At 64.3% G+C, this 22,954-nt stretch carries 27 protein-coding genes and 1 tRNA gene; 8 read left to right on the top strand and 20 right to left on the bottom strand.

The features are described 5' to 3' along the window. Position 1 precedes the first annotated feature (1 nt). From SxD43FB_RS06640 to SxD43FB_RS06585, 13 genes are all read right to left on the bottom strand, one after another. Positions 2–232 carry a hypothetical protein gene (locus SxD43FB_RS06640; protein WP_037473960.1) on the bottom strand — a complete coding sequence of 77 codons (231 nt, stop codon included), beginning with the start codon at positions 230–232 and terminating at the stop codon, positions 2–4. Further along, positions 229–1,581 (bottom strand): NADH-quinone oxidoreductase subunit NuoF, encoded by a 1,353-nt coding sequence (gene nuoF, locus SxD43FB_RS06635; RefSeq protein ID WP_096061502.1) that lies wholly within the window; start codon positions 1,579–1,581, stop codon positions 229–231. The genes SxD43FB_RS06640 and nuoF overlap by 4 nt, the downstream gene beginning before the upstream one ends. Further along, positions 1,581–1,730 (bottom strand): hypothetical protein, encoded by a 150-nt coding sequence (locus SxD43FB_RS25145; RefSeq protein WP_171899191.1) that lies wholly within the window; start codon positions 1,728–1,730, stop codon positions 1,581–1,583. Before SxD43FB_RS25145 ends, nuoF begins: the two co-directional genes overlap by 1 nt. A 121-nt stretch (positions 1,731–1,851) precedes the next feature. Then, on the bottom strand, positions 1,852–2,520 hold the full coding sequence (locus SxD43FB_RS06630; RefSeq protein ID WP_096061501.1) for an NAD(P)H-dependent oxidoreductase subunit E: 669 nt from the start codon (positions 2,518–2,520) through the stop codon (positions 1,852–1,854). Continuing rightward, complete coding sequence (locus SxD43FB_RS06625; protein ID WP_141249468.1) at positions 2,520–2,765, bottom strand: hypothetical protein; 246 nt, start codon at positions 2,763–2,765, stop codon at positions 2,520–2,522. The genes SxD43FB_RS06630 and SxD43FB_RS06625 overlap by 1 nt, the downstream gene beginning before the upstream one ends. Beyond that, positions 2,762–3,997, bottom strand: coding sequence for an NADH-quinone oxidoreductase subunit D (locus SxD43FB_RS06620; protein ID WP_037473953.1), 1,236 nt, complete (start codon positions 3,995–3,997; stop codon positions 2,762–2,764). The genes SxD43FB_RS06625 and SxD43FB_RS06620 overlap by 4 nt, the downstream gene beginning before the upstream one ends. Then, positions 3,997–4,833, bottom strand: coding sequence for an NADH-quinone oxidoreductase subunit C (locus SxD43FB_RS06615; RefSeq protein ID WP_096061499.1), 837 nt, complete (start codon positions 4,831–4,833; stop codon positions 3,997–3,999). The genes SxD43FB_RS06620 and SxD43FB_RS06615 overlap by 1 nt, the downstream gene beginning before the upstream one ends. A 1-nt stretch (position 4,834) precedes the next feature. Further along, positions 4,835–5,389: an NADH-quinone oxidoreductase subunit B gene (locus SxD43FB_RS06610; RefSeq protein WP_037473949.1), complete on the bottom strand. Its 555-nt coding sequence runs from the start codon at positions 5,387–5,389 to the stop codon at positions 4,835–4,837. Next, on the bottom strand, positions 5,380–5,754 hold the full coding sequence (gene ndhC, locus SxD43FB_RS06605; RefSeq protein ID WP_037473947.1) for an NADH-quinone oxidoreductase subunit A: 375 nt from the start codon (positions 5,752–5,754) through the stop codon (positions 5,380–5,382). Before ndhC ends, SxD43FB_RS06610 begins: the two co-directional genes overlap by 10 nt. 128 nt (positions 5,755–5,882) lie before the next feature. Next, positions 5,883–6,695, bottom strand: a complete 813-nt coding sequence (locus SxD43FB_RS06600; RefSeq protein WP_069064737.1) for an inositol monophosphatase family protein — start codon at positions 6,693–6,695, stop codon at positions 5,883–5,885. Between the two features lie 152 nt (positions 6,696–6,847). Then, positions 6,848–7,411: an elongation factor P gene (efp, locus tag SxD43FB_RS06595; RefSeq protein ID WP_037473941.1), complete on the bottom strand. Its 564-nt coding sequence runs from the start codon at positions 7,409–7,411 to the stop codon at positions 6,848–6,850. A 108-nt stretch (positions 7,412–7,519) separates the two neighbouring features. Further along, positions 7,520–8,098 carry a M23 family metallopeptidase gene (locus SxD43FB_RS06590; protein WP_096061498.1) on the bottom strand — a complete coding sequence of 193 codons (579 nt, stop codon included), beginning with the start codon at positions 8,096–8,098 and terminating at the stop codon, positions 7,520–7,522. 4 nt (positions 8,099–8,102) lie between these two features. Beyond that, positions 8,103–9,185 (bottom strand): L,D-transpeptidase family protein, encoded by a 1,083-nt coding sequence (locus SxD43FB_RS06585; protein WP_096061497.1) that lies wholly within the window; start codon positions 9,183–9,185, stop codon positions 8,103–8,105. Between the two features lie 257 nt (positions 9,186–9,442). Between SxD43FB_RS06585 and SxD43FB_RS06580 the strand changes: the two genes are divergently transcribed. The 3 genes from SxD43FB_RS06580 to SxD43FB_RS06570 all read left to right on the top strand — a co-directional run bounded on the left by SxD43FB_RS06580 (position 9,443) and on the right by SxD43FB_RS06570 (position 12,541). Beyond that, positions 9,443–10,639 (top strand): MFS transporter, encoded by a 1,197-nt coding sequence (locus SxD43FB_RS06580; RefSeq protein WP_096061496.1) that lies wholly within the window; start codon positions 9,443–9,445, stop codon positions 10,637–10,639. 53 nt (positions 10,640–10,692) lie between these two features. After that, complete coding sequence (locus SxD43FB_RS06575; RefSeq protein WP_096061495.1) at positions 10,693–11,832, top strand: aspartyl/asparaginyl beta-hydroxylase domain-containing protein; 1,140 nt, start codon at positions 10,693–10,695, stop codon at positions 11,830–11,832. A gap of 88 nt (positions 11,833–11,920) precedes the next feature. Continuing rightward, complete coding sequence (locus tag SxD43FB_RS06570; protein ID WP_096061494.1) at positions 11,921–12,541, top strand: YitT family protein; 621 nt, start codon at positions 11,921–11,923, stop codon at positions 12,539–12,541. Positions 12,542–12,551: 10 nt separating this feature from the next. Here SxD43FB_RS06570 and SxD43FB_RS06565 read toward each other — a convergent pair whose 3' ends face one another. The 7 genes from SxD43FB_RS06565 to SxD43FB_RS06535 form a co-directional block, all read right to left on the bottom strand. Then, entirely contained in the window at positions 12,552–13,088 is a 537-nt protein-coding gene (locus tag SxD43FB_RS06565; protein ID WP_096061493.1) for a hypothetical protein, read from the bottom strand. 7 nt (positions 13,089–13,095) lie between these two features. Next, positions 13,096–13,458 (bottom strand): phosphoribosyl-AMP cyclohydrolase, encoded by a 363-nt coding sequence (hisI, locus tag SxD43FB_RS06560; protein WP_096061492.1) that lies wholly within the window; start codon positions 13,456–13,458, stop codon positions 13,096–13,098. Between the two features lie 91 nt (positions 13,459–13,549). Next, positions 13,550–13,626: transfer RNA gene (locus tag SxD43FB_RS06555), tRNA-His, on the bottom strand. Between the two features lie 93 nt (positions 13,627–13,719). After that, positions 13,720–14,289 (bottom strand): septal ring lytic transglycosylase RlpA family protein, encoded by a 570-nt coding sequence (locus SxD43FB_RS06550; protein ID WP_096061491.1) that lies wholly within the window; start codon positions 14,287–14,289, stop codon positions 13,720–13,722. Positions 14,290–14,338: 49 nt separating this feature from the next. Then, positions 14,339–16,525, bottom strand: coding sequence for a molybdopterin cofactor-binding domain-containing protein (locus SxD43FB_RS06545; protein WP_096061490.1), 2,187 nt, complete (start codon positions 16,523–16,525; stop codon positions 14,339–14,341). Then, the gene (locus SxD43FB_RS06540; RefSeq protein WP_096061489.1) at positions 16,522–16,974 is read right to left on the bottom strand and encodes a (2Fe-2S)-binding protein; all 453 of its coding nucleotides are present in this window, start codon (positions 16,972–16,974) and stop codon (positions 16,522–16,524) included. The genes SxD43FB_RS06545 and SxD43FB_RS06540 overlap by 4 nt, the downstream gene beginning before the upstream one ends. 61 nt (positions 16,975–17,035) lie before the next feature. After that, positions 17,036–17,623, bottom strand: coding sequence for a methylamine utilization protein MauD (locus SxD43FB_RS06535; RefSeq protein ID WP_096061488.1), 588 nt, complete (start codon positions 17,621–17,623; stop codon positions 17,036–17,038). A 279-nt stretch (positions 17,624–17,902) separates the two neighbouring features. Between SxD43FB_RS06535 and SxD43FB_RS06530 the strand changes: the two genes are divergently transcribed. From SxD43FB_RS06530 to ureC, 5 genes are all read left to right on the top strand, one after another. After that, positions 17,903–19,399 (top strand): agmatinase family protein, encoded by a 1,497-nt coding sequence (locus SxD43FB_RS06530; protein WP_255245613.1) that lies wholly within the window; start codon positions 17,903–17,905, stop codon positions 19,397–19,399. Positions 19,400–19,580: 181 nt separating this feature from the next. Next, entirely contained in the window at positions 19,581–20,429 is an 849-nt protein-coding gene (locus SxD43FB_RS06525) for an urease accessory protein UreD (protein ID WP_255245612.1), read from the top strand. Between the two features lie 4 nt (positions 20,430–20,433). Further along, positions 20,434–20,736, top strand: a complete 303-nt coding sequence (locus SxD43FB_RS06520) for an urease subunit gamma (protein WP_043154324.1) — start codon at positions 20,434–20,436, stop codon at positions 20,734–20,736. 118 nt (positions 20,737–20,854) lie between these two features. Further along, positions 20,855–21,160 carry an urease subunit beta gene (locus SxD43FB_RS06515; RefSeq protein WP_096061545.1) on the top strand — a complete coding sequence of 102 codons (306 nt, stop codon included), beginning with the start codon at positions 20,855–20,857 and terminating at the stop codon, positions 21,158–21,160. A 46-nt stretch (positions 21,161–21,206) separates the two neighbouring features. Further along, positions 21,207–22,919 (top strand): urease subunit alpha, encoded by a 1,713-nt coding sequence (ureC, locus tag SxD43FB_RS06510; RefSeq protein ID WP_096061485.1) that lies wholly within the window; start codon positions 21,207–21,209, stop codon positions 22,917–22,919. Positions 22,920–22,954 lie beyond the last annotated feature (35 nt).

The following is a 22,954-nucleotide window of genomic DNA, read 5'->3' as shown; positions in this document are numbered from 1 at the left end:
ATCAGTGTTCCGTATCCTGAAGGCCAAGGCGCTTCTCAATCAGATCGACCCGAATTTTCAGATCCGCAATATCGGATTGCATACCGTAAATTGACGTCATGATACCGCGTTGGTGATCCTCCATCGCATGGAGGCGAATGCCCTGCGACGCCTGTTCACGCTTGATCGCGGAAATGTCACCCTGAATGGATTTCAGGATTTCCAGCATCAGGTCTGTGCGGTCATCGCTCACTCCGCCGCCTCCATGATCGGGGCGCTACCCTTATTGTCGTTAATCCGACGCTCGATTTCCGGCCGGAAATGCTTGATCAGGCCCTGGATCGGCCAGGCCGCTGCGTCGCCGAGCGCGCAGATGGTGTGGCCTTCGACCTGCTTGGTGACCTGATGCAGCATGTCGATTTCGGACAGTTCCGCTTCGCCGGTGCGCAGCCGTTCCATCACGCGCCACATCCAACCCGTGCCTTCGCGGCAGGGGGTGCATTGGCCGCAGCTTTCATGCTTGTAGAAATAGGACAGCCGCGAAATGGCGCGAACGATGTCGGTCGACTTGTCCATGACGATGACGGCGGCAGTCCCGAGGCCGGAGCCGAGCGCCTTCAACCCGTCGAAATCCATCGGCGCGTCCATGATCTCGCGCGCGGGGACCAGGGGGACCGAGGAGCCGCCGGGAATGACCGCCAGCAGATTGTCCCACCCGCCCCGGATGCCGCCGCAATGGCGGTCGATCAGTTCGCGGAACGGGATCGACATCGATTCCTCGACCACGCAGGGCTTGTTCACATGGCCGCTGATCTGGAACAGCTTGGTGCCGCGATTGCCCTCGCGCCCGAAGCGGTTGAACCAGGCCGCGCCGCGCCGCAGGATCGTCGGCGTGACCGCGATGCTTTCGACATTGTTGACCGTGGTGGGGCAGCCATACAGACCCGCGCCTGCAGGGAAAGGCGGTTTCAGGCGCGGCTGGCCCTTCTTGCCTTCCAGGCTTTCGATCTGCGCGGTTTCCTCCCCGCAGATATAGGCGCCCGCGCCGCGATGGACGAAGACGTCGAAATCATAGCCGGAACCGCAGGCATTCTTGCCGATGAAGCCCTTGGCATAGGCCTGCTCGACCGCGGCGAACAACACCTTGGCTTCGTAGATGAACTCGCCACGGATATAGATATAGGCGGCGCGTGCGCGCATCGCGAAGCCAGCGATCAACGCGCCTTCGATCAGCTTGTGCGGATCGTGGCGGACGATTTCGCGGTCCTTGCAGCTACCCGGCTCGGATTCGTCGGCGTTGATGACCAGGAAGCTTGGACGACCATCCTTGCTTTCCTTGGGCATGAAGCTCCACTTCATGCCGGTCGGAAAGCCCGCGCCGCCACGGCCGCGCAGGTTCGACGCCTTGATGATGTCGATGATCGCGTCCTGGCCCAGGCTCAGCAGATCCTTGGTATTGTCCCAATCGCCGCGTTTCATCGCCGCATCGATGGCCCAATCCTGAAAACCATGGACGTTGGTGAAGATGCGGTCCCTGTCCTCCAACGGGCCGACGAACGGCGGCGGAGGAGGCGGCGCAGCAATTGCGGTGTCGTCGGCCATCAGCGGCCCTTTCCGATCAGTTTTTCAGCCACGAAATATGCGACAACGGCGAGGCCCAGCCCGATGACGAGCCCCAGCACCGCGCCGATGATCTTGAGCGCGATCACAAAGACGATGAGGCCCAGGATGATGGCGACGAGAGCGCTCATGCGGCGGCCCCCGATACATCACATCCGTTCGTGTCGAGCGAAGTCGAGACACGCCCGCGCAGCGCTAGCCGCTTCTCGACTACGCTCGAAGCGAACGGATATTGGGGGAAAGCCAAACGGATCACGCCCACTCCCCCCGATAATCATGATTTTCGGATACCATGTCCTTGAGCGCCGTCGGGCCACCCTCCGGGCAACTGGTCTGGCGCTCGATCTGCGGTCCAATCTTTGGTTGCCCGCCAGCGGCGAGCGTTTCCAGCACCGCACTCATGCTGTCATAGGTCAGGTCTTCGAAATTATCGTCGTTGATCTGGACCATCGGCGCATTGGCGCAGGCGCCCAGACACTCGACTTCAGTCAGCGTGAACAGGCCGTCGGGCGTGGTCGCGCCCTTGACCAGACCCTTGTTCTTGCACGCCGCGAATACATCGTCGGAGCCACGCAACATGCAGGGCGTCGTACCGCACACCTGCACATGATAGCGGCCGACCGGCGCCAGATTGTACATGGTGTAAAAGGTCGCGACTTCGTAAACGCGCATATAGGGCATATCGAGTTGATCGCCGATAAACTCCATCACCGGCACGGGCAGCCAGCCTTGCGTCTGCGTTTCCGCGCCAACCTGTCGCTGGGCCAAGTCGAGCAGTGGCATCACGGCGGACTGCTGGCGACCGGCGGGATAGCGGGCGATGATGGTCTTCACCTGCTCGGCATTCTCCGCCGTCCACGCGAAATTGCCCCAGCGCGCGCGGGTTTCGGTTTCGTCGGGGATATGGGGTGCGTCAGCCATTACAATTCACCGCGCCAAGTTGCTTTTGCAACGAAGAAAGTTTGGATCACAGCAGCAGATCCGAAGACGCCAAATACGAGCATTGTCAAAGTCTCGTTATCAAAAACTCGACCTGAAAAGATCAAGAAAGCAAACATTACCCATGCAGGCATCCCTACAAACAACGTGTATGCCTGCACCCATTTCGGGAGCACCGCCCACATACGACGATAGCCAAATATATCGGTGTGCTTAGTAGCCGTCACCGGTCACACTCCCCGAACACGATGTCCATCGCGCCCAAGACGGCGGTGGTGTCGGCGAGCATATGGCCCTTCATCATGAAGTCCATCGCCTGCAAATGGCTGAACGCGGTCGGGCGGATCTTGCAGCGATAGGGTTTGTTGCTGCCGTCCGCGACCAGATAGACACCGAATTCGCCCTTGGGGCTTTCGGTCGCGACATAGACTTCGCCCGCCGGAACGTGGAAGCCCTCGGTATAGAGTTTGAAGTGATGGATCAGCGCTTCCATCGACCGCTTCATCTCGCCCCGCTTGGGCGGCGAGACCTTGCGGTCGAAGCTGGCGATCGGGCCTTCGGGCATGTCGTTGAGACACTGTTTCATGATGCGCGCGGACTGACGGACTTCCTCGACGCGGACCATGAACCGGTCATAGCAGTCGAAATTGGTGCCGACGGGCACATCGAAATCCACCCGGTCATAGACGTCATAGGGCTGCGACTTGCGGATATCCCAGGGGATGCCGGAACCGCGGATCATTGGGCCGGAAAAGCCCCATTTCAGCGCGTCTTCCTTGCTGACCACGGCGATGTCGACATTGCGCTGCTTGAAGATGCGGTTGTCGGCGACCAGGCTGATCGCATCCTCGAACAGGCGCGGCAGGCGGGTGTCGAGCCAGTCGGCAATGTCGGTCAGCAGCTTGAGCGGCACATCCTGATGCACGCCGCCGGGCCGGAAATAGGCGCTGTGCATCCGCGCGCCCGATGCGCGTTCGAAGAAGTTGAGGCAATCCTCGCGGATTTCGAACATCCACAGGTTCGGCGTCATCGCGCCGACGTCCATGACATGCGAACCCAGGTTCAGCATATGATTGCAGATGCGGGTCAGTTCCGCGAAGAACACGCGCAGATATTGCGCACGCAGCGGCACTTCCAGGTTCAGCAGCTTCTCGATCGCCAGCACATAACTATGCTCCATGCCGAGCGGCGAGCAATAATCCAGCCGGTCGAAATAGGGCAGAGCCTGCAGATAGGTCTTATATTCGATCAGCTTTTCGGTGCCGCGATGCAGCAGGCCCACATGGGGGTCGCAGCGCTCGACGATCTCGCCTTCCAGCTCCATGACGAGGCGCAACACGCCGTGCGCCGCGGGATGCTGCGGGCCGAAATTGATCGTGTAGTTCTGGATCTCGGTATCGCCGTAGGTCGGGTCCGACGCATCGGTGCGATGCTCCAGTTCGTCGAGATAATCAGCCATTACGCCTTATCCTCCGGCTTGGCGACGCCTTCGCCTTCATCGGTGGCCGAAGCCGCCTTGGTCGGCGCATCGTCCGACTTGACTTGCGAGGCCTTGTTCGCCGCTTCGCCAGCCCCGGTGTCGGCCTTCTTCTCGGTCGTCTTGGGCGTCGATGCCGCGGGATCTCCCTTGGGCGCAGCAGGCGGCGGCGGGGCAGCAGGTGCGGGCGTCGGTGCGCCGGGGGCCTGCGGCGCCTTCTCGTCGCCGGGCAGGATATATTCGGCGCCTTCCCATGGCGACATGAAGTCGAAGCTGCGGAAATCCTGCGCCAGCTTCACCGGCTCATAGACGACGCGCTTGTCTTCTTCGGAATAGCGCAATTCGACATAACCGGTCAGCGGGAAGTCCTTGCGCTGCGGATGCCCCTTGAACCCATAATCGGTCAGGATGCGGCGCAGGTCGGTATTGCCGTCGAACACGACGCCATACATGTCGAACACTTCGCGCTCCAGCCAGCCGGCAACCGGCCAGAGATGCGTGACGGTCGGCACCGGCATATCCTCGTCGGTGGATACCTTCACGCGAACGCGATGGTTCCGGGTTACGGACAGCAGGTGATAGACGACCTCGAACCGTTCGGGACGGTCTGGATAATCGACCCCCGCAATCTCCATCAGCTGCTGATAGTGCGCCTGATCCCGCAATAGCGTCAGCGCCTGCGGCAGCGCGTCGCGCAGCACGGTGAAGGTCAGTTCATCGGCATGATCGACGGTTTCGATCAGCATCGAACCCAACAAGGCCTCGATTTCCTGCGCGATCCCATCGATGGTCGCGATCCGGGGTGCGGAATGGCCCATATTAACGCTCAATCGTCCCGATCCGGCGGATCTTCCGCTGCAACTGCATCACGCCATAGAGCAGCGCTTCGGCAGTCGGCGGGCAACCCGGTACATAGATGTCGACCGGCACGATCCGGTCGCACCCGCGCACTACAGAATAGCTGTAATGATAATAGCCCCCGCCATTGGCACAGCTGCCCATGGAAATGACATATTTCGGTTCAGACATCTGATCGTAAACTTTGCGCAACGCGGGAGCCATCTTGTTGCACAGCGTTCCCGCGACGATCATCACGTCGCTCTGGCGTGGCGACGCGCGCGGGGCCGCACCGAAACGCTCCATGTCATAGCGCGGCATGTTGACGTGGATCATCTCGACCGCGCAGCAGGCAAGGCCGAAGGTCATCCACCACAGCGAACCGGTGCGTGCCCAGGTGAACAGATCCTCCGTCGAGGTCACAAGGAAGCCCTTGTCATTCACTTCGCTGTTGAGCGAGTTGAAGAAATCCTGATCGGGCTGAGTCCCGACGGGCGGCAATGTGCCGGGCGCCGGGTTATAGAGTTCTACTCCCAATCGAGCGCTCCCTTCTTCCACGCATAGACGAGACCGAGCACCAGTTCCGCTATGAAAATCATCATCGTCGCCCAGCCGGCCCAGCCGATCTGGTCGAGGCTCACCGCCCAGGGAAACAGGAATGCCGCTTCAAGATCGAAGATGATGAAGAGGATCGCCACCAGATAGAAGCGCACGTCATATTGGCTGCGCGGCTCTTCGAAAGCGGGAAAGCCGCATTCATATTCGCTGAGCTTGGCCGGGTCCGGCTTATGCGCGCCGGTCAGGCGACCGACCAGCATCGGCAGGAAAACGAACGTGCCGGACAGCAGCAAAGCGATCCCCAAAAAGAGCAGGATCGGCAGATATTGGGCAAGATCGACCAATGGTATCCCCTGGGCGAAAAGGTTGTCGGGGCGCTTTAGGCCTGCTGCATATGCGAAGCAAGGGGCCAAGGCTGTGAGAATGAATCGCAAAAAGGCCAAGTGCTTGAAGCCCTTGGCCTAGCTGCACCTTAGCGCAGGGCGTTTGCCACAAGCTTGTGCAATTTGCTGTGGATGGCGTCATTGCCCGCAATCACTTCGCGGCGCTCGATCATCTGCTCGCCACCGCGAAAATCGCTGACGAAGCCACCCGCTTCGCGCACCAGCAACATGCCGGCAGCCACGTCCCAGGGTTGCAGCCCGCTTTCCCAGAAACCGTCATAGCGGCCCGACGCCACATGCGCGAGATCGAGCGAGGCGGCCCCGAAACGGCGGATTCCCGCGATCGACGGCGCAACCGCGCCAAAGATGCGTACCCACTGCCCCATGTCGCCATGGCCCATGAAGGGGATGCCGGTCGAGATCACGCAATCGGCGAGGTCACGGCGCGCCGAGACGCGGAGCCGCTGGTCATGACGCCACGCGCCGCGATTCTTCTCCGCCCAATAGCTTTCGTCGGTAAAGGGCTGATAGATGAGACCGGTCGTGATCTCGCGCTTGCCGCCATAAAGCGGCTCTTCGACCGCGATCGAGATGGCGAAATGCGGGATGCCGTGCAGGAAATTGGTGGTGCCATCGAGCGGATCGATGATCCAGCGCGGCTTGGTCGGGTCGCCCTCGATCACGCCGCCTTCTTCGAGCAGGAAGCCCCAGTCGGGCCGGGCGCGCTGCAATTCCTCGACCAGCGTCTTTTCCGCCTGCTCGTCGGCCTTCGACACGAAGTCGGCCGGCCCCTTGCGGGACACCTGAAGATGCTCGACCTCACCGAAGTCGCGACGCAGCTTGCCGCCCGCCTTGCGCGCAGCGCGTTCCATGACGGTGAGAAGGCCTGAATGGGATGCCATTTTAATTCTCCCCCCTCCCTGTTCAGGGAGGGGCCGGGGGTGGGTGCGATTGCACGGCAATCGCCTGCAACATCAGGGGTCAGGTCAGACGCTCCCTTCGGTCGCGACCCACCCCAACCCCTCCCTTGAAAGGGAGGGGCGATCTGGTCGGCTTAGTCCGCGCGCTTTACATATTCGCGGGCATACACGTCCACGACGATGCGGGTGCCGCTGACGATATGCGGGGGGACCATGACGCGGACGCCATTGTCGAGGATCGCGGGCTTGTAGCTGGCCGAGGCGGTCTGCCCCTTGACCACAGCATCGGCTTCCACGACCGTTGCTTCGATGGTGTCGGGCAGCTGCACCGAAATCGGCCGCTCCTCATACATTTCCAGCGTCACTTCCATGCCGTCCTGCAGGAAGTCGGCGGCGTCGCCCAACAATTCCTTGGGCAGGTTGATCTGCTCATAGGTCTCATTGTCCATGAAGACGAGCATGTCGCCTTCGGCATAGAGATATTGGAAATCCTTGGTATCGAGCCGGATACGCTCGACGCTTTCGGCGGAGCGGAAGCGGACGTTGTTCTTGCGGCCGTCGATGAGGTTCTTCAACTCCACCTGCATATAGGCGCCGCCCTTGCCGGGCTGGGTGTGTTGAATCTTGACAGCGCGCCACAGGCCGCCCTCATATTCGATATTGTTGCCGGGACGAATGTCCACGCCGCTGATCTTCATGGGAAGAGCCTGCCTATATGTTCAAGAGTGAAAGAGCCGGCCTCGCGGGAGGCTGGGCGGCCGTTTACAGCGGGACGGCGCGAAGGGCAAGAGGGCGATCAGAGCGGATCAGGGCTTGGCCAGCAGCGGATAGGGATTGATGGGGTTGCCGCCGTGCCAAGGCGTGTTCGGGCTGGCACGGTGGATGGCGAAATGGAGGTGTGGCGCAGCGAGGTCGGCATTGCCGGTGCTGCCCACGGTCGCGATCCGCTGGCCGCGCCGTACCATCTGCCCTTCGCGCAGGCCCGGCGCGTAGCGATCCAAATGCGCGTAATAATAGAGTGTGCGGCCATCGGGCGCGCGCTGATAGAGGGTGCGCCCGCCCTCCTCGCTCCAATGGATTTTATCGATCCGGCCATCGGCGACGGCCAGCACCGCCCTTCCCCGCGCCGCCATGATGTCGATGGCGTCATGCGATCTTTCGCCCAAGGCGCGGGCCTGGGTGAAGGTGTCGGTCAGGGCCGGCGCGGGCACGCCTTCGACCGGGATCAGCAGCGCGCCCGATATCGACTGAGCGGCAGGGGCTTTGGCATTCGGGAGCGGTGCATCGGCTGGGACGATCTGCACGCAAAAATGCGCGAAGGCGACGCACAGCGCGACCGCCCCCGCGCCCCATAGCCAGCGACGCCATTTGAAGGTCGTCGGCATGGCCCTAAGCCTGGAACTTCGCCTTCGTCCCCGGCTTGACCATCTGCGCAAGCCGCGCCGCATCCCAGTTGGTCAAACGGACGCAGCCATGGCTTTCGGTCCTGCCGATCGTCTGGGGTTCGGGCGTGCCGTGGATGCCGTAATGATCCTTCGACAGGTCGATCCACACCACACCGACCGGGCCGTTGGGGCCTGGCTTCAACACCGCCTTCTCGTCCGTCGCCCCGGCATCCCAGAAGAGTGCGGGATTGTAATGATAGTCGGGATTGCGGGCGACGCCCTTGATCGTCCATTCGCCCAGCGGCAGCGGATCATGCTCTGACCCCATGGTGGCCCGAAACTGCGCGATCAGGCGATTGTCGGCGGCATAGACTTTGAGCAGCCCTTCGGACTTGTCGACGACCAGATGATCGGCCTGCGGCTGGTCCTTCGCGACGCCAAGGCTGGCGAGCGTCGCGCCCCAGCCGCGCTCATCACCCTCGATCTGCGCAACCGGCTGATTCTCGATCGCGGGCACGCGGATGGTGGTCCCCGCCCCGACCTTCGTGCCCGGCGCATTGATCGACACGAGAAATTCCGGCGTAGTGTGGAAACGCTCGGCGAGCTTTTCGAGCAAATTGCGATAGGTCAGCGCCGGAAGCCCTGCTTTTTCGTTCATCCCCTTGGGCATGTCGAAAAAGGGACCGCGCGCGAAGTCGGCCGGGATGCGCACCAGCCAGGTGGTCGGCCGCGCTTCGCCTTCCAGCAGGGCGATCGCAGTCTTCTGGTCATAGTCGCCCGTCACGGGCAGTTTGTTGGCTTCCTGGAAGCCGCGAAGGGCGGCCTTGAACGACATGCCATCCTTGCCATCCATGACGCCGGGCGAAAAGCCGAGGCGATCAAGCTGAACCTGCGCCTGAAAAATGCGGTTGGCCTGCCAGGCATTCTGTTCCGGCACGACCTGGAAATCATAGGCTTCGTTTGCAGCAGCCGGTGCAGCGACGGTGCCGTTGACAGGCGCGGCGGCGTTGGCCGCTGGCGCGCTGTCATTGGCGTCGGTGACGGACACATTGCACGCGCTGCACAACAGCGCAGAGAGCAAAAGCATATGGCGAGGCAACAGGCGGTGGTGGTTCAAGGCAATTCTCTCCCGGACTAAGGGCGAGAAACGCATGATGACGCGGAAGGGTGCGTGACCGGGCGCAATCTGCCCGGTAGGGCGCAGCGGCCGAAACCCACCGCCTGAATTGCGTCGGGCACCACAGCACTTGCAATAAACTCACGCACCCGCGATCTTGACCAGCGTTGTCATGAAGCCCATCTGCCGCGCTTCCGCTATTTTGCATTGCAGCATGGAGCTAAGCCATGGGCACTCGCCCCCACCAGGCGCAACCCGCGCTCGTCCTTTTCGCGCTCGCCGTCGGCGCTTTCGCGATCGGGACCACCGAATTTGCGGCGATGAGCCTGCTGCCCTTCTTCGCCCGTGATCTGGGCATCGACGTGCCGACCGCTGGCCATGCGATCAGCGCCTATGCTTTGGGCGTGGTGGCAGGCGCACCGGTGATCGCCGCCTTTGGCGCGCGCCTGCCGCGCCGTCATTTGTTGATCGGCCTGATGGCCTTGTTCGCCATCGGCAATGGCTTGTCGGCGTTGTCGCCCAGCTATGGCTGGATGCTTGTCTTCCGCTTCCTGAGCGGTGTGCCGCATGGGGCCTATTTCGGCGTCGCCGCGCTGGTGGCCGCCAAGCTAGTGCCGATCGAAAAGCGGGCACAGGCGATTGCGCGGGTCATGTCGGGCCTGACCATCGCCACGGTGCTGGGTGTGCCCGTCGCCAACTGGATGGGGCAGGCGCTGGGCTGGCGGTCGGGCTTTTTCGTGGTAACGGCCCTCGCCATCGCGACGATGACGCTGGTGGCGCTCTACGCCCCGCGCGACGCGGGCGACCCCAAGGCGAGCGCCGCGCGCGAACTGACCGCGCTGGCCAAGCCGCAGGTCTGGCTGACGCTGCTGACCGGCGCGATCGGCTTTGGCGGGCTGTTCGCGGTCTATACCTATGTCGCGTCCACCATGATCGAAGTGACCGGCGTATCCGAAGTCTGGGTGCCGGTAATCCTGATGATCTTCGGCGTCGGCATGACGATCGGCAACCTCGTCGCCGCCTGGATGGCCGACCGGGCGCTCAACCGCACCGTCATCCTCGTGCTATTGTGGAGCGCGGGCGCGCTGGCGCTATTCCCGCTGATGGCGGGCAATATCTGGACGCTGAGCCTGATCATCTTCCTGATCGGTGCGGGCGGCGGGCTTGGCACGCCGTTGCAGGCGCGGTTGATGGACGTGTCGGGCGATGCGCAGACGCTCGCGGCGGCGCTGCACCATAGCGCCTTCAACGTCGCCAATGCGCTTGGCCCCTGGCTTGGCGGCATGGCGATCGCGGCGGGCTATGGCCTGACCTCGACCGGCTGGATCGGTGCCGCGCTGGCGCTGGGTGGCCTCGCTGTCTTCCTGCTGTCGATCGCGCTGCAACAGCGGACCACGCGGATGATCGCCGTTCCGGCCGAATAAGCCGCTTTGCCGCAGCGCTTGTCCCAGATCAGGCTCCCCGATAAGGCAGGGGCATGAGCGATCAGGCAAGAGAAGAGGCGCTGGCCCAGGCCGCATTGGTGGCGCTGCGCGGCGGCGATGCGGCCAAGGCACGCGCGACGCTGGCGCAGATGGCCGCGCCGCCGCCGATGCTGCTGGCGCAGGTCTGCAACCGGCTGGGCGATCGGGATGGCGAGGCGGAGGCGCTGCGCGCGATCCTAGCGGGCGATCCCCGCAACCTCCCCGCCCTGCTCGCCATGGGCCATAATGCGCAGGCGCGCGGCGACGATCGTGGCGCGATCAGTTGGCGGCGTACCGCGCTGGCGCAGGCGGCGGCCCATGGCGCGCCGCCGCAACTGCAACCGTTGCTGCAACAGGCGCAAGACGCCATCGCGCAATCGAGCCAGCAGTTCGAGGATCATCTGACCGCGGCGATCCGCGATTTGCCACCGCTGCCCCGCATCGCGCTCGCCACCGACCTGCTGCTCGGCAAGCGCGAGATATATCTGCAGCAGCCCAGCATGTTCTATTTCCCCGGCCTGCCCCAGCGCGCCTTTTACGAGCGCAGCGATTTCGACTGGGTCGCGCCGATGGAGGCGATGACCGACGCGATCGTCGCCGAACTGGCGGCGGTGCGCGCGGACGCGCCGGACTTCGCGCCCTATGTCCAGACGCCGAAGGAGCGTCCCGCGCCCAACAACAAGTTGCGCGACGATCCCAGCTGGGGCGCCTATTATTTCTGGCAGAGCGGCGCGCCGGTGGCCGACCATGCCGCGCGTTGCCCGGCGGTGATGGCCGCACTCGACCATGCGCCGATGCCCGTGATCGATGGGCGATCGCCGATGGCGCTCTGGTCGCTGCTCAAGCCCGGCACCCATATCGCACCCCATCATGGCCTGCTCAACACGCGGCTCATCTGCCACCTGCCGCTGCTGACGCCCCCTGATTGCGCGCTGCGCGTCGGCGCGGAAATGCGGGCGTGGCACCGGGGCGAGATGCTCATCTTCGACGACAGTATCGAACATGAGGCGTGGAACCGCAGCACCGACACCCGCGTCATCCTGCTGTTCGAAGTGTGGCGGCCGGAGATCGACGCGGAGGAACGCGCCGCGCTGACCCTGTTGTTCCAGGCGATCGACCAATATGGCCCGGCGCAGATCGACACCGGCGGATAAGCGCAGCCTCTTGCAGTGGCGCGCGTCCGCTGTATGAGCAGCGGCAGGGCAAGAGGATGACCGGGGCGTAACGCTTGACGGACACGCCATGACTCCCACGCACGCCTTCCCCGCACCCCGCCCGCATAATCTGGCCGAAGATGGCTATGCCATTGCGCTTGGCTGTGCCTTCATCGCCATGGGGCTGATGCTGCTGAAACAGGCCAATCTGGTGACGGGCGGCATGGCGGGCATCGCGCTGCTGCTGTCCTATCTGATCCACTGGTCGCCAGCGACGCTGTTCCTGCTGATCAACATCCCCTTCTTCCTGTTCGCCGGGCGGGCGATGGGCGCGGCGTTCGGGCTCAAAACGCTGTTCGCCAATATCGCGATCATGGGGCTGGGCACGATGATGCCGCTGGCGCTGGAACTGGCGCGGGTCAGCCCGCTCTTCGCCGCCCTGTTCGGCGGGTCGATCATCGGCTTTGGCATCCTCGCCATCGCGCGCCATGGGGCGGGAGTCGGCGGGCTGGGCGTGATGGCGCTGACTTGGCAGAAGACGCGGGGATGGAATGCGGGCCGCACCCAGATGATCGGCGACGCCATCATCCTGGCAGCATCGCTACCGCTGCTGAGCGCCGATCGCTTCGCGCTGTCGGTCCTGTCGGCAGCGGCGATCAATGCCGTGCTGATCGTCAACCACCGGCCGGGCCGCTATATCGGCCATTGATCCAACGCGTTCAGCTCTTGCAGAGCGGGTCGCCACCTGTCCCCTGCGCACGCAAAGCCGTGCCTGCATCACCTGCGATCCGGGGGAAACTGACCCCCTCCAGCGTGGCGCGCCCATCGCATAGCCGCGCACAGGCGAGATCCACGACACCCGGCAGCGCAACCTGATCGCCATCATATTGAGCGACGATGATGCAGCGATCGCCGCCAGCAAAGCGCAGGATCAGCTTGTCGCCCGCACGCCGCGCGGTTCCCTGCCCCCGGCAGGCGAGTTGCTCGCCGAAATTGGCTTCCAGGCCGAAGCGCAGCGTCCCCTTGGCCCCTGGCACCACGCACAACGCATCGCGCCCCGCTTCATGGCGGCGCTGAAATAGCCCGACCGGCGAAATCTTGGCCGCATCGGTGATGACGCCACTTTCGATCGCGGCGCGCTCCAGCCCGGACGCAGGCACGTCGCTGCCCGTCTCGGCCGCCATGTCGTTGGAAACGGCGGCAGGCTGGCACGCCGCCAGCATCAGGCAGGATAGGGCAAGACCGGATCGCCGCATCGACGCCCTAATCGACTGCGCTCAGGCCATCGGGGCCGACCCGGCGGAAGAAGCAGGAGCGCGCACCGGTGTGGCAGGTCGGCCCGGCGGGCACCGCCTTCACCCAAATAGCGTCCTGATCGCAATCGATGCGGATATCGCGCACCGCCAACATATTGCCCGACGTTTCGCCCTTCTTCCACAACGCCTGCCGGCTGCGCGACCAGAAATGGGCTAGGCCCGTCTCGACCGTCAACGCCAGCGCCTGCGCATTCATATGCGCGACCATCAGCACGTCGCCGCTGTCCACATCGGTCACCACCGCCGTGATCAGGCCATGATCGTCATATTTGGGATTGAGGGTCAGCCCCTTGTCGCGCGCATCGGTCATGCCGGGGGCTATAGGGCGCAATCTCGATGCTGCGAAGCCCCTTCCCGCCTGACCGGCAAATATGCGCGGGATCAGGGCGGAAGGGAGAAAATGGGGCGATCGAGGGGTCTTGAACCCCCGACCTCCGGTACCACAAACCGGCGCTCTAACCAACTGAGCTACGATCGCCATGGGGCCATAAGGCCCGCGAGATGTGGGCACATATGCGGCTCATCCCGCCCCGTCAAGCAGGCAAATGCCGCGATCAGCGCTTTCCGCCGCTTACAGCCCCGCGGCGCGCAACTGCGCGCGCAAATTGCGCAGGGTGGCTTCGGGCACGGTGGGGCGCGCCGGTGCCGCCTTGCCCTTGCGCAGCCGGGCGCGATCCTTTTCGGGCGGATCGACCAGCCGTACCCGCACCGGCACATGCCCCTGCGCCCGCACGCCCAATTGCTCGGCCGCGCCGCGCGACAGGTCGATCACCCGCCCGCGCCCGGAAAAAGGCCCGCGATCATTGACCCGCACGACGATGGTGCGTCCGGTGTCCAGCGCCGTCACCTCGACATAGCTGGGCAGCGGCAGGCTGGTATGCGCCGCCGTCACCCAGCCGGGACGGAATCGTTCGCCATTGGCGGTGCGATTGCCTGATTCCGATCCATACCAGCTGGCATAGCCCAGCATGTCATAGCCCGGATCAGCCGCGGGTGTATAGGTAACGCCACGCACGCTATAGGGCGGGCCGATCTTGACCGGCACGTCGCGCACCGGCCGATATTGACCGCCACCACAGGCCGACAACAACAGCGCCACCGCGCCCGCACCGCACAGTGCGGCAAATCGTCTCATCCTCATGCCGCCTCCCTAACCCGGCTGGCCGGGCAGGTCGAGCTTCGGAGAAGGATCAGGCGGTCAGCATCTCCGCCGTCACCGGCAGGCTGCGTATCCGCTTCCCCGTCGCCGCATGGATCGCGTTGACCAGCGCAGGGATGACCGGCGGCAAAGCCGGTTCGCCAAGGCCTGTCGGCGGATAGTCGGTCTTCACGAATTCCACGATGATGGTGGGCGTGTCGGGGATGCGTTGGAGCGGGTGGGTGTCGAAATTCGCCTGCTCGACCGCGCCTGCAACCTGGGTGATCGCCTGCCCGGCGAGCGCCTGCCCCAACCCCTCGATCACCGATCCCTGCACCTGATGCAGCGCATTGATCGGGTTGATGATCTGGCTGCCGACATCGCCCGCGACCCAGACGGTCTTCACCTTGGGCACGCCATCGGCGACCTCCACGTCCAGCACCTCGGCGAAATAGCCCATATGGCTGTAATAGAAGGCAAAGCCCAGGCCCCGCCCCTTGGGCAGCGCCTTGCGCCCGGACCAGTTTGCCATCGCCACCACCTTCTCGATCACGCCCTTGGCGCGCGCGGTGACGAAGGGCGGCTGGTTGGTGCCGCGTGATAGTTCCTTGGGGTCGGCGAGCAATTCGAGCATCAGGCCGGGCAAGTCCTTGCCCGCCGCAACCGCAACCTCGTCCATGAAAGCCTGTGTCACGAAACCCAGCGCATTGGAGCCGGGCGCGCGCAGCCAGCCGGTCGGCATGTTAGTCGGCAGGAAACTCTGTTCCAGCAGCACATGCTCGATCAACCCGACAGGAAGTTCATGCGCGGGCAGATCGCCACCGCGCACCGCCCTGCCATCCTTGCCGAAGGTCACGAAATGATCGTGAAATGCGGTGAGTTTGCCCCCCTTGTCCAGCGCCGCGCGGAACCCGTGCCAGCCCGCCGGACGATAGAAATCGCGGCGCATATCGTCTTCCCGGCTGTAGAGCAGCTTGACCGGCACGCCCGGCAGTTGCGCGGCGATCTTCGCCACCTGCACCATATAATCGTTCATCAACCGCCGTCCGAAACCGCCGCCGATGCGCGAGAAATTGATGCGGATCTTCTCCGGCGACAGGTTCAGCGCCTTGGCCACCAGCCCGCGCCCATTTTCCGGGTTCTGCGTCGGCGCCCAGATTTCGATCGCCCCATCCTTGAACAGGGCTGTGCAATTTTGCGGCTCCAGCGTCGCATGGGCGAGGAAGGGGTAGCTATAGTCTGCGCTGACGACTTTCGCCGCCGACGCAAAAGCCGCGTCCACGTCACCCGTCCGCGTGATGTCGGTATCGGCCTTCGCCTTCCCCCGCGCCACAGCCTGCGTGGCATAGCTTTCGGTCGAGAAGCCAGCGACAGCGCTGGTGTCCCATTCGACCTTCAACGTCTCGCGCGCCTTGTTCGCGCTCCACCAGCTGGTCGAGAGGATCGCCACGCCATCATAGCCCGATTCCGCCGTGCCATCGCCCTTGATCGGCAGCACATGGGCGATGCCCGGCAGCGCCTTGACCGCGTCCAGATCGGCCGACTTGAACGTGCCGCCAAAGGCCGGGCAGGTTTCCAGCACCGCGTACAACATGCCGGGCAGCTTGAAATCGATCCCGAACAGGGGCTTGCCAGCGACGATGGCCGGGGTATCGACCCCGACAACCGACTGGCCGATGATGCGGAAGTTGGCGGGGTCTTTCAGCGTGAGCGTCGCCGGATCAGGCGCAGGCAGCTTCGCCGCCGCGGCCGCCAGCGCCGCATAGGCCACCGACTTGCCCGATTTGGGATCGGTCACCTTGCCGCTGCCGGTTGTCAGCGTCGCCGCGCCAACACCCCATTGCGCCGCGGCCGCTGCGACCAGCATCGCCCGCGCCGCTGCACCCGCCTGGCGCGTAGGAATCCATTCGCGCGGCGTCGTGCGACTGCCGCCTGCGCTCTGGCCACCGAAGATCGCGGCGTCGGCATGGGTCTGTTCGACCGTGACCTGCGCCCAATCGACGTCCAGTTCCTCGGCGATCATCATCGGCAGCATCGTCTTGGCACCCTGGCCGATCTCGGCATTTTTCGCGCCGATGATGACGCGATTGTCGGGCAGGATGCGGATGAAGGCGGTGAGGATGACCGGCGTGCCGTCCGCCGCCTGCGCCATCGGCACAGCCAAGTCGAACATCAAGCCGCCACCTGCCAGCAGCGAAGCGGAGATGAAACCCCGGCGGGAAAGGATCGCGGCGCTCATGCCGCCGCTGCCTTGATCGCGGCGCGGATGCGGACATAGGTGGAGCAGCGGCACAGATTGCCCATCATCGCCGCGTCAATCTCCTCGTCGCTCGGCTTTGGCGTCTGGCTGAGCAGTGCGGTCGCGCTCATGATCTGCCCGGCCTGGCAATAGCCGCATTGCGGCACATCCTGCGCGATCCAGCTGTCGGCGATACGCTGGCCCACCGCACTTTTCGCCACGCCTTCAATCGTAGTGATCTTCGCCCCCTGCACATCGCCCAGCGGCGTCTGGCATGATCGCACGGCATTGCCATCGACATGGACGGTGCAGGCACCGCAAAGCCCTGCGCCGCACCCGAACTTGGTCCCCACCATGTCCAGATCCTCGCGCAGCACCCATAGCAGCGGCTTGGCGGGGTCGCCCGCCACCTGCCGCGCCACGCCATTCACCGTCAGACTGATCGCCATGCCGTCATTCCCTCTCATGCCCCGCCCAAGATGCCTGATCGCCGCGCCCTGTCCAGCGCGATCATGACGCCAGCGCCACAATTTTTGTATCCGTATCCTGCCCAGCAGCCGCGTCAGCCTGCCCATGCGCCAACAAGGCTTCGAGTTGCGCGCGCCCGTCAATCGCCCCACGCGCCAGCAGCCTCCCGCCCGCATCGATCAACGCGGCGCTGGGCCGGGTGCCGATACGGAAATCCGCGCCGACCTGCGCATTGAGGATGATGTCGGTGTCGCGGATGCGATGCTGGCGCAGCATGTCGGCATAGTCCTCCGCCCGCCCTTCGCCCAGGAACAGCAGCCGCAACTGCGTGCGGTTCGTCAGCGCCAGCGCGTCGCGCACGGCGGAACGGCTGGCGACGCAGCCGGGCGCGATGAACAACAGCAATTGCGCGCGGCCATCCGCGCTAGGCCCACCGATGGTCAGCATGTCACCCGCCAGCGTCGGCGCGCTCACCACCGGGGCAGCGCGGCCAGGCACGGCCACCACGGCGCGGGGCGCAACCGCCCCGGCCCCCTCCTGCATCGCGCGCACTTGCCGCGACAGGGCGACGACCGCCACCACCAGCAGGATGACGACCATCCACAACAGGAACAGCGACGCGATCAACATAGAGGCGGCGCTACCGGAACCACCAAAGCGCCTCGATAGGGCGTTTGACGTAGGGCCGCGCGTCAGCCCGCTGCTATCGTCCTGGCCGGGATTGCTCGCAGGAGTCCCGACCACGTAGGCAGACGATAATCGCCGCTCCCATGGCCGCTGCCAAGACCCGGACCTTGCACGCATGGTCCGGGTCTTTTACCCAGCCGCTACGTCAATCACCCCATTTGCCAGACGCGCACCCCTGCCCTAGCCTGCCGGGCAGAATGGACCAGGGTTCGGGGGAATATTATGACGATGAAACGCATGGCGCTGGGCGCATTGCTGATGGCGACGGTAATTTCGTCGGCGGCGGTGATCGCCCAGTCCGACAAGCCCGCCATTCCCCCCGCACTGGAAGCCAAGATCAAGGATTTGCCCAAGGCCAAGCGCGAGTTTCTGACATCCGACCCGGCCGAAATGTTCGCCGGTTCCTACGACAAATTGTTCGAGCGGCTGGCGACCAAAAGCCCGCAGGAAATCGACGCCTATATCGAGGCGATGATGGACGCGGTCGAGGCCTCGAAATTCAATGCCAAGACGGACATGGCGGCGATCCCGCTCGATACGGACAATGAGGATTTCAACGGCTGGAAACTGCGTCGCCCATCCGGCCTTGATCCCAAGCGCGAAGCCGGGCCGTTTGAACTGAGCTACTACGCCAATGGGCGCGGCGGCGGCGTCTATGGCGGCGGCATCGCCACTTTCGCCGGCGCACCCGTCGCGATCTTCCCCGAAGATCTGGTCGCGGGCAAAGTGGACGTCGCCATCGTCGGCGCGCCGCTCGACATGGGATCGGGCTATCGCGGGGCCAAGGGCGGCCCGTCGGCCATGCGGACCCAATATGGCGCGGGCGGCATCGACATGTACACGATGGTCGATCCGTCCAAGGAATTGAAGATCGTCGATTATGGCGACATCGCCATCGACAATATGTCGACCGAACGTACCGTCGCCCATGTCCGCGAGCGCGTCGCCGAAATCGCCCGCACCGGCGCGCTGCCCTTCATCGTCGGCGGCGACCATAGCCTCGAATATAGCGATGTCGCTGGCCTTGCCGATGTCCATGGCAAGGGCAGCTTCGGCGTCGTCCATTTCGATTCGCATTATGATGCGGGCAAGGGCGGGGTTCATTTCATCACCCATGGCGCCCCCGTCTATCGCGCGGTCAAGGAAGGCCATGTTCTGGGCAAAAATTACATCCAGGTCGGCCTACGCGGTCCCTGGCCCGAAAAGGAAGGTTTCGAATGGATGCGCGACAATGGCGTGCGCTACCATGCGATGCCGGAGATCGAGAAAAATGGCTGGGCCGCGACGATGGAGCGCGCGCTCAAGGAAGCGCGTGAGAGCGGCAAGAAGATCTTCATCTCGTTCGACGTGGATGTGCTGGACCCGGCCTTCATCCCCGGCACCGGCACGCCCGTCCCCGGCGGCCTGACGATGCGCGAAGCGATCCCGATCGTGCGGCGGCTGTGCGCCGAAAATGAACTGGTCGGTTTCGAAATCGTCGAACTCGCCCCCGTGCTCGACCCCACCTATCGTAGCGCGCTCAACGCCAATTTCATCATGCACGCCTGCCTGACCGGCGTGGCAATGCGCAAGAAGGGCATCCGGCAGCCGGGCTTCCTGTCCGACCTGACGACTGAGCATGGCCAGCCCTTCTACGGCGAAAAGGCCGCCAAGGACGGCAAGACCGAAAAGGTCGATCCCACCTACGGCCGCGGCGGCGCGCGGCGTCCGACCACCTGATCACGCACCACCCAAACACGCAATCCCGTTCCCCGGCGAAAGCCGGGGCCCAGGGCCAGATGACACAGCGCTTGGGACTCTGGACCCCGGCTTCCGCCGGGGAACAGTATCGCCGCTATCCCCCACCCCATACGTCATATACCCCATGTCCCGACCACCCGCGCCTGATCAGATGGTGTCCATGACCGTGCAACGCGCCATTACCGTGCCCCCCAAATCCCGGCACCAGCGCGTCGATGGCCGCGCCATGGTGGCGTTCGGGCCGCGTGGCATCCGTGACATGATGCAGGTCGCGCCCGCTCGGCTGCTCTTTCCCGAAGGCCGCGATGGCGACTTTCCGCTTGCTGTCACCGTCACCACCTGCGGCGGGCTGACCGGCGGGGACCGGCTGGCGCTCGACATCATCGTCGATCCGGGCGTCTGCGCGACCATCGTGCCGCAGGCCGCCGAAAAGCTCTACCGCGCGCTGGACGAGGATGAACCCACCCGCATCGACACCAGCATCACCATCGGCGCGGGCGCGACCTGCGAATGGCTGGCACAGGAAGCGATCTTGTTCGACCGCAGCCGCATGCGCCGCACGCTGAGCGCCGACATGGCCCCCGACGCGCGGATGCTGGCGATGGAAATGCTGGTGCTGGGGCGCGGCGCGATGGGGGAAACCTATCAAAGCGGCCTGATCCACGATAGCTGGCGCATCCGGCGCGGCGGGCGGCTGGTCTGGGCCGACGCGCTCCATATCGAGGGCGACTTCGCCACCGCCGGCCGGGCGCCCTTCGGCTTTGGCGATGCCAGCGCGGTCGCCACGCTCATTTATGCGGGGCCGGACGCCGCCGACTATCTCGACCTCGCCCGCACGCTGGTCGAAGCGCCCACCGGCGGCGCGACCAGCTTCGATGATTTGCTGATCCTGCGCCTCACCCGCAACGATCCCCACGCGCTGCGCAAGGATGTGATGCGCGCGGCGGGCGTGTTGCGCGCCGCGATATTCGGCCTATCGCCCTCCATGCCCACCATCTGCTATTGCTGACGCCATGAACCTGACAGGACGCGAAAAAGACAAGCTGCTGGTCGCAATGGCCGCCATGGTTGCGCGCAATCGACTGGCGCGCGGGGTCAAGCTCAACCATCCCGAAGCGATCGCGCTGATCACCGACCATGTGGTCGAAGGCGCCCGCGACGGCCAGTCGGTAGCAGCGCTGATGGCCAGCGGCGGCCACGTCCTGACCCGCGATCAGGTGATGGAGGGGATAGCCGAAATGATCCACGATATTCAGGTGGAGGCGACATTCCCCGACGGCACCAAGCTGGTGACTGTCCACAGGCCGATCCGATGAACGGCCTGACGCCCCTCCCCGCCCCGTTCGCCCTGAGCTTGTCGAAGGGCTTTTCTTCCTTGCAGATAAGGGCAAGGCTTCGACAGGCTCAGCCCGAACGGTCGTGGGGGAAGACCCCATGATCCCCGGCGAAATCCTCCCCATCCCCGGCGACATCGTCCTGAATGAAGGACGCACTCCCATCACCCTCACCATCGCCAATAGCGGCGACCGGCCGATCCAGATCGGCAGCCACTATCATTTCGCCGAAACCAACCCGGCCCTGCTGTTCGACCGCGACACCGCGCGCGGCCATCGCCTCGACATCCCATCAGGCACCGCCGTCCGCTTCGAACCCGGCCAAAGCCGCGACGTGCAGCTCATCCCCTATGCAGGCAACCGCATCGTCATCGGTTTCCGTGGCGATGTTATGGGGGAATTGTGATGAATGGCATCACATCAGCCGTTCGTTTCGAACGGAAGGCCGCCCCATGCCCATAACCATGTCCCGCCGCGCCTATGCCGGCATGTTCGGCCCCACCACCGGCGACCGCGTGCGGCTGGGCGACTCCTCCCTCCTCATCCGCGTCGAGGAGGACCGCACCGTCTATGGCGAGGAAGTGAAGTTCGGCGGCGGCAAGGTGATCCGCGACGGCATGGGCCAAGGCCAGATGTCCCGCGCGGACGGCGCGCCCGATACCGTCATCACCAACGCGTTGATCCTCGACCATTGGGGGATCATCAAGGCGGACGTGTCGATCCGCGATGGCCGCATCGCCGCCATCGGCAAGGCGGGCAACCCCGACGTCCAGCCTGGCGTCAACATTCCCATCGGCCCCGGCACCGAAATCATCGCGGGCGAAGGGCGCATCCTGACCGCAGGCGGCATAGACGCGCATATCCATTTCATCTGCCCGCAACAGGTGGACGAAGCGCTCAACGCAGGCATCACCACCATGCTGGGCGGCGGCACCGGCCCGGCGCATGGCACGCTGGCGACCACCTGCACGCCGGGCAGTTGGCATATCGGCCGAATGCTCCAAGCGCTTGAAACCATGCCGATGAATTTCGGCCTGATGGGCAAGGGCAATGCCAGCCAGCCCGCCGCCCTGGTCGAAATGGTCCGCGCGGGCGCCTGCGGCCTCAAACTGCACGAAGATTGGGGCACCACCCCCGCCGCCATCGACTGCTGCCTGTCGGTCGCGGATGACTATGACATTCAGGTCGCGATCCACACCGACACGCTGAACGAAGCAGGCTTCGTCGAAAGCACGATAGGCGCGTTTGCGGGCCGCACCATCCACGCCTTCCATACCGAGGGTGCGGGCGGCGGCCATGCGCCCGACATCATCAAGCTGGCGGGCCTGCCCAACGTCCTGCCCTCCTCCACCAACCCGACCCGGCCCTACACCATCAACACGATCGAGGAACATCTCGACATGCTGATGGTCTGCCACCATCTCGACACGCGCATCGCCGAAGACGTCGCCTTCGCCGACAGCCGCATCCGCAAGGAAACCATCGCGGCGGAGGATATCCTCCACGACCTTGGTGCCTTCTCGATGATGTCGTCGGACAGTCAGGCGATGGGCCGGGTGGGCGAAACCATCATCCGCTGCTGGCAGACCGCCGACAAGATGAAGCAGCAACGTGGGAGCCTTGGCACCGACGATGCCGACAGCGATAATTTCCGCGCCAAACGCTATATCGCCAAATATACGATCAACCCCGCCATCGCCCATGGCATCAGCCATATCGTCGGGTCGATCGCGGTCGGCAAGCTCGCCGACCTCGTCCTGTGGTCCCCCGCCTTCTTCGCGGTCAAGCCCGACATGGTGATCAAGGGCGGCAGCATCGCCGTCGCGCCGATGGGCGATCCCAATGCCAGCATCCCCACGCCCCAGCCGGTCCATTACCGCCCGATGTTCGGCGCGATGGGCCGCGCGGGTGCGCTATCGGCGGTGCATTTCGTGTCGGCGGCCGGGATCGCAGATGGCATCGCCGAACACCTCCACCTCGCCCGCCCGCTCGAAGCCGTCCACAACACGCGCGGCGGCATCGGCAAGGCGTCTATGATCCTCAACGACGCCATGCCGCATATCGAGGTCGATCCCGAAACCTACGAAGTGAGGGCGGATGGCGAACTGCTCACCTGCGAACCGGCGAGCGTGCTACCGTTCGCGCAACGATATTTCCTGTTTTGATGAGCGCGACGCTACCCAATTCCTCCCCGGCACGG

The sequence above is a fragment of the Sphingobium sp. D43FB genome (genome assembly GCF_002312805.1).
Taxonomy (GTDB): domain Bacteria; phylum Pseudomonadota; class Alphaproteobacteria; order Sphingomonadales; family Sphingomonadaceae; genus Sphingobium.
The sequence above is the reverse complement of the archived record's forward strand: the minus strand, read 5'-3'. Positions and strand labels throughout refer to the sequence as shown.

Bases quoted from the DNA above. Each gene is read 5' to 3' on its own strand.
- nuoF (WP_096061502.1), bottom strand. From the start codon at position 1,581: ATGGCCGACGACACCGCAATTGCTGCGCCGCCTCCTCCGCCGCCGTTC.
- SxD43FB_RS25145 (WP_171899191.1), bottom strand. From the start codon at position 1,730: ATGAGCGCTCTCGTCGCCATCATCCTGGGCCTCATCGTCTTTGTGATC.
- SxD43FB_RS06630 (WP_096061501.1), bottom strand. From the start codon at position 2,520: ATGGCTGACGCACCCCATATCCCCGACGAAACCGAAACCCGCGCGCGC.
- SxD43FB_RS06620 (WP_037473953.1), bottom strand. From the start codon at position 3,997: ATGGCTGATTATCTCGACGAACTGGAGCATCGCACCGATGCGTCGGAC.
- SxD43FB_RS06615 (WP_096061499.1), bottom strand. From the start codon at position 4,833: ATGGGCCATTCCGCACCCCGGATCGCGACCATCGATGGGATCGCGCAG.
- SxD43FB_RS06600 (WP_069064737.1), bottom strand. From the start codon at position 6,695: ATGGCATCCCATTCAGGCCTTCTCACCGTCATGGAACGCGCTGCGCGC.
- efp (WP_037473941.1), bottom strand. From the start codon at position 7,411: ATGAAGATCAGCGGCGTGGACATTCGTCCCGGCAACAATATCGAATAT.
- SxD43FB_RS06590 (WP_096061498.1), bottom strand. From the start codon at position 8,098: ATGCCGACGACCTTCAAATGGCGTCGCTGGCTATGGGGCGCGGGGGCG.
- SxD43FB_RS06585 (WP_096061497.1), bottom strand. From the start codon at position 9,185: ATGCTTTTGCTCTCTGCGCTGTTGTGCAGCGCGTGCAATGTGTCCGTC.
- SxD43FB_RS06580 (WP_096061496.1), top strand. From the start codon at position 9,443: ATGGGCACTCGCCCCCACCAGGCGCAACCCGCGCTCGTCCTTTTCGCG.
- SxD43FB_RS06575 (WP_096061495.1), top strand. From the start codon at position 10,693: ATGAGCGATCAGGCAAGAGAAGAGGCGCTGGCCCAGGCCGCATTGGTG.
- SxD43FB_RS06570 (WP_096061494.1), top strand. From the start codon at position 11,921: ATGACTCCCACGCACGCCTTCCCCGCACCCCGCCCGCATAATCTGGCC.
- SxD43FB_RS06565 (WP_096061493.1), bottom strand. From the start codon at position 13,088: ATGCGGCGATCCGGTCTTGCCCTATCCTGCCTGATGCTGGCGGCGTGC.
- hisI (WP_096061492.1), bottom strand. From the start codon at position 13,458: ATGACCGATGCGCGCGACAAGGGGCTGACCCTCAATCCCAAATATGAC.
- SxD43FB_RS06550 (WP_096061491.1), bottom strand. From the start codon at position 14,289: ATGAGGATGAGACGATTTGCCGCACTGTGCGGTGCGGGCGCGGTGGCG.
- SxD43FB_RS06545 (WP_096061490.1), bottom strand. From the start codon at position 16,525: ATGAGCGCCGCGATCCTTTCCCGCCGGGGTTTCATCTCCGCTTCGCTG.
- SxD43FB_RS06540 (WP_096061489.1), bottom strand. From the start codon at position 16,974: ATGGCGATCAGTCTGACGGTGAATGGCGTGGCGCGGCAGGTGGCGGGC.
- SxD43FB_RS06535 (WP_096061488.1), bottom strand. From the start codon at position 17,623: ATGTTGATCGCGTCGCTGTTCCTGTTGTGGATGGTCGTCATCCTGCTG.
- SxD43FB_RS06530 (WP_255245613.1), top strand. From the start codon at position 17,903: ATGACGATGAAACGCATGGCGCTGGGCGCATTGCTGATGGCGACGGTA.
- SxD43FB_RS06525 (WP_255245612.1), top strand. From the start codon at position 19,581: ATGACCGTGCAACGCGCCATTACCGTGCCCCCCAAATCCCGGCACCAG.
- SxD43FB_RS06520 (WP_043154324.1), top strand. From the start codon at position 20,434: ATGAACCTGACAGGACGCGAAAAAGACAAGCTGCTGGTCGCAATGGCC.
- SxD43FB_RS06515 (WP_096061545.1), top strand. From the start codon at position 20,855: ATGATCCCCGGCGAAATCCTCCCCATCCCCGGCGACATCGTCCTGAAT.
- ureC (WP_096061485.1), top strand. From the start codon at position 21,207: ATGCCCATAACCATGTCCCGCCGCGCCTATGCCGGCATGTTCGGCCCC.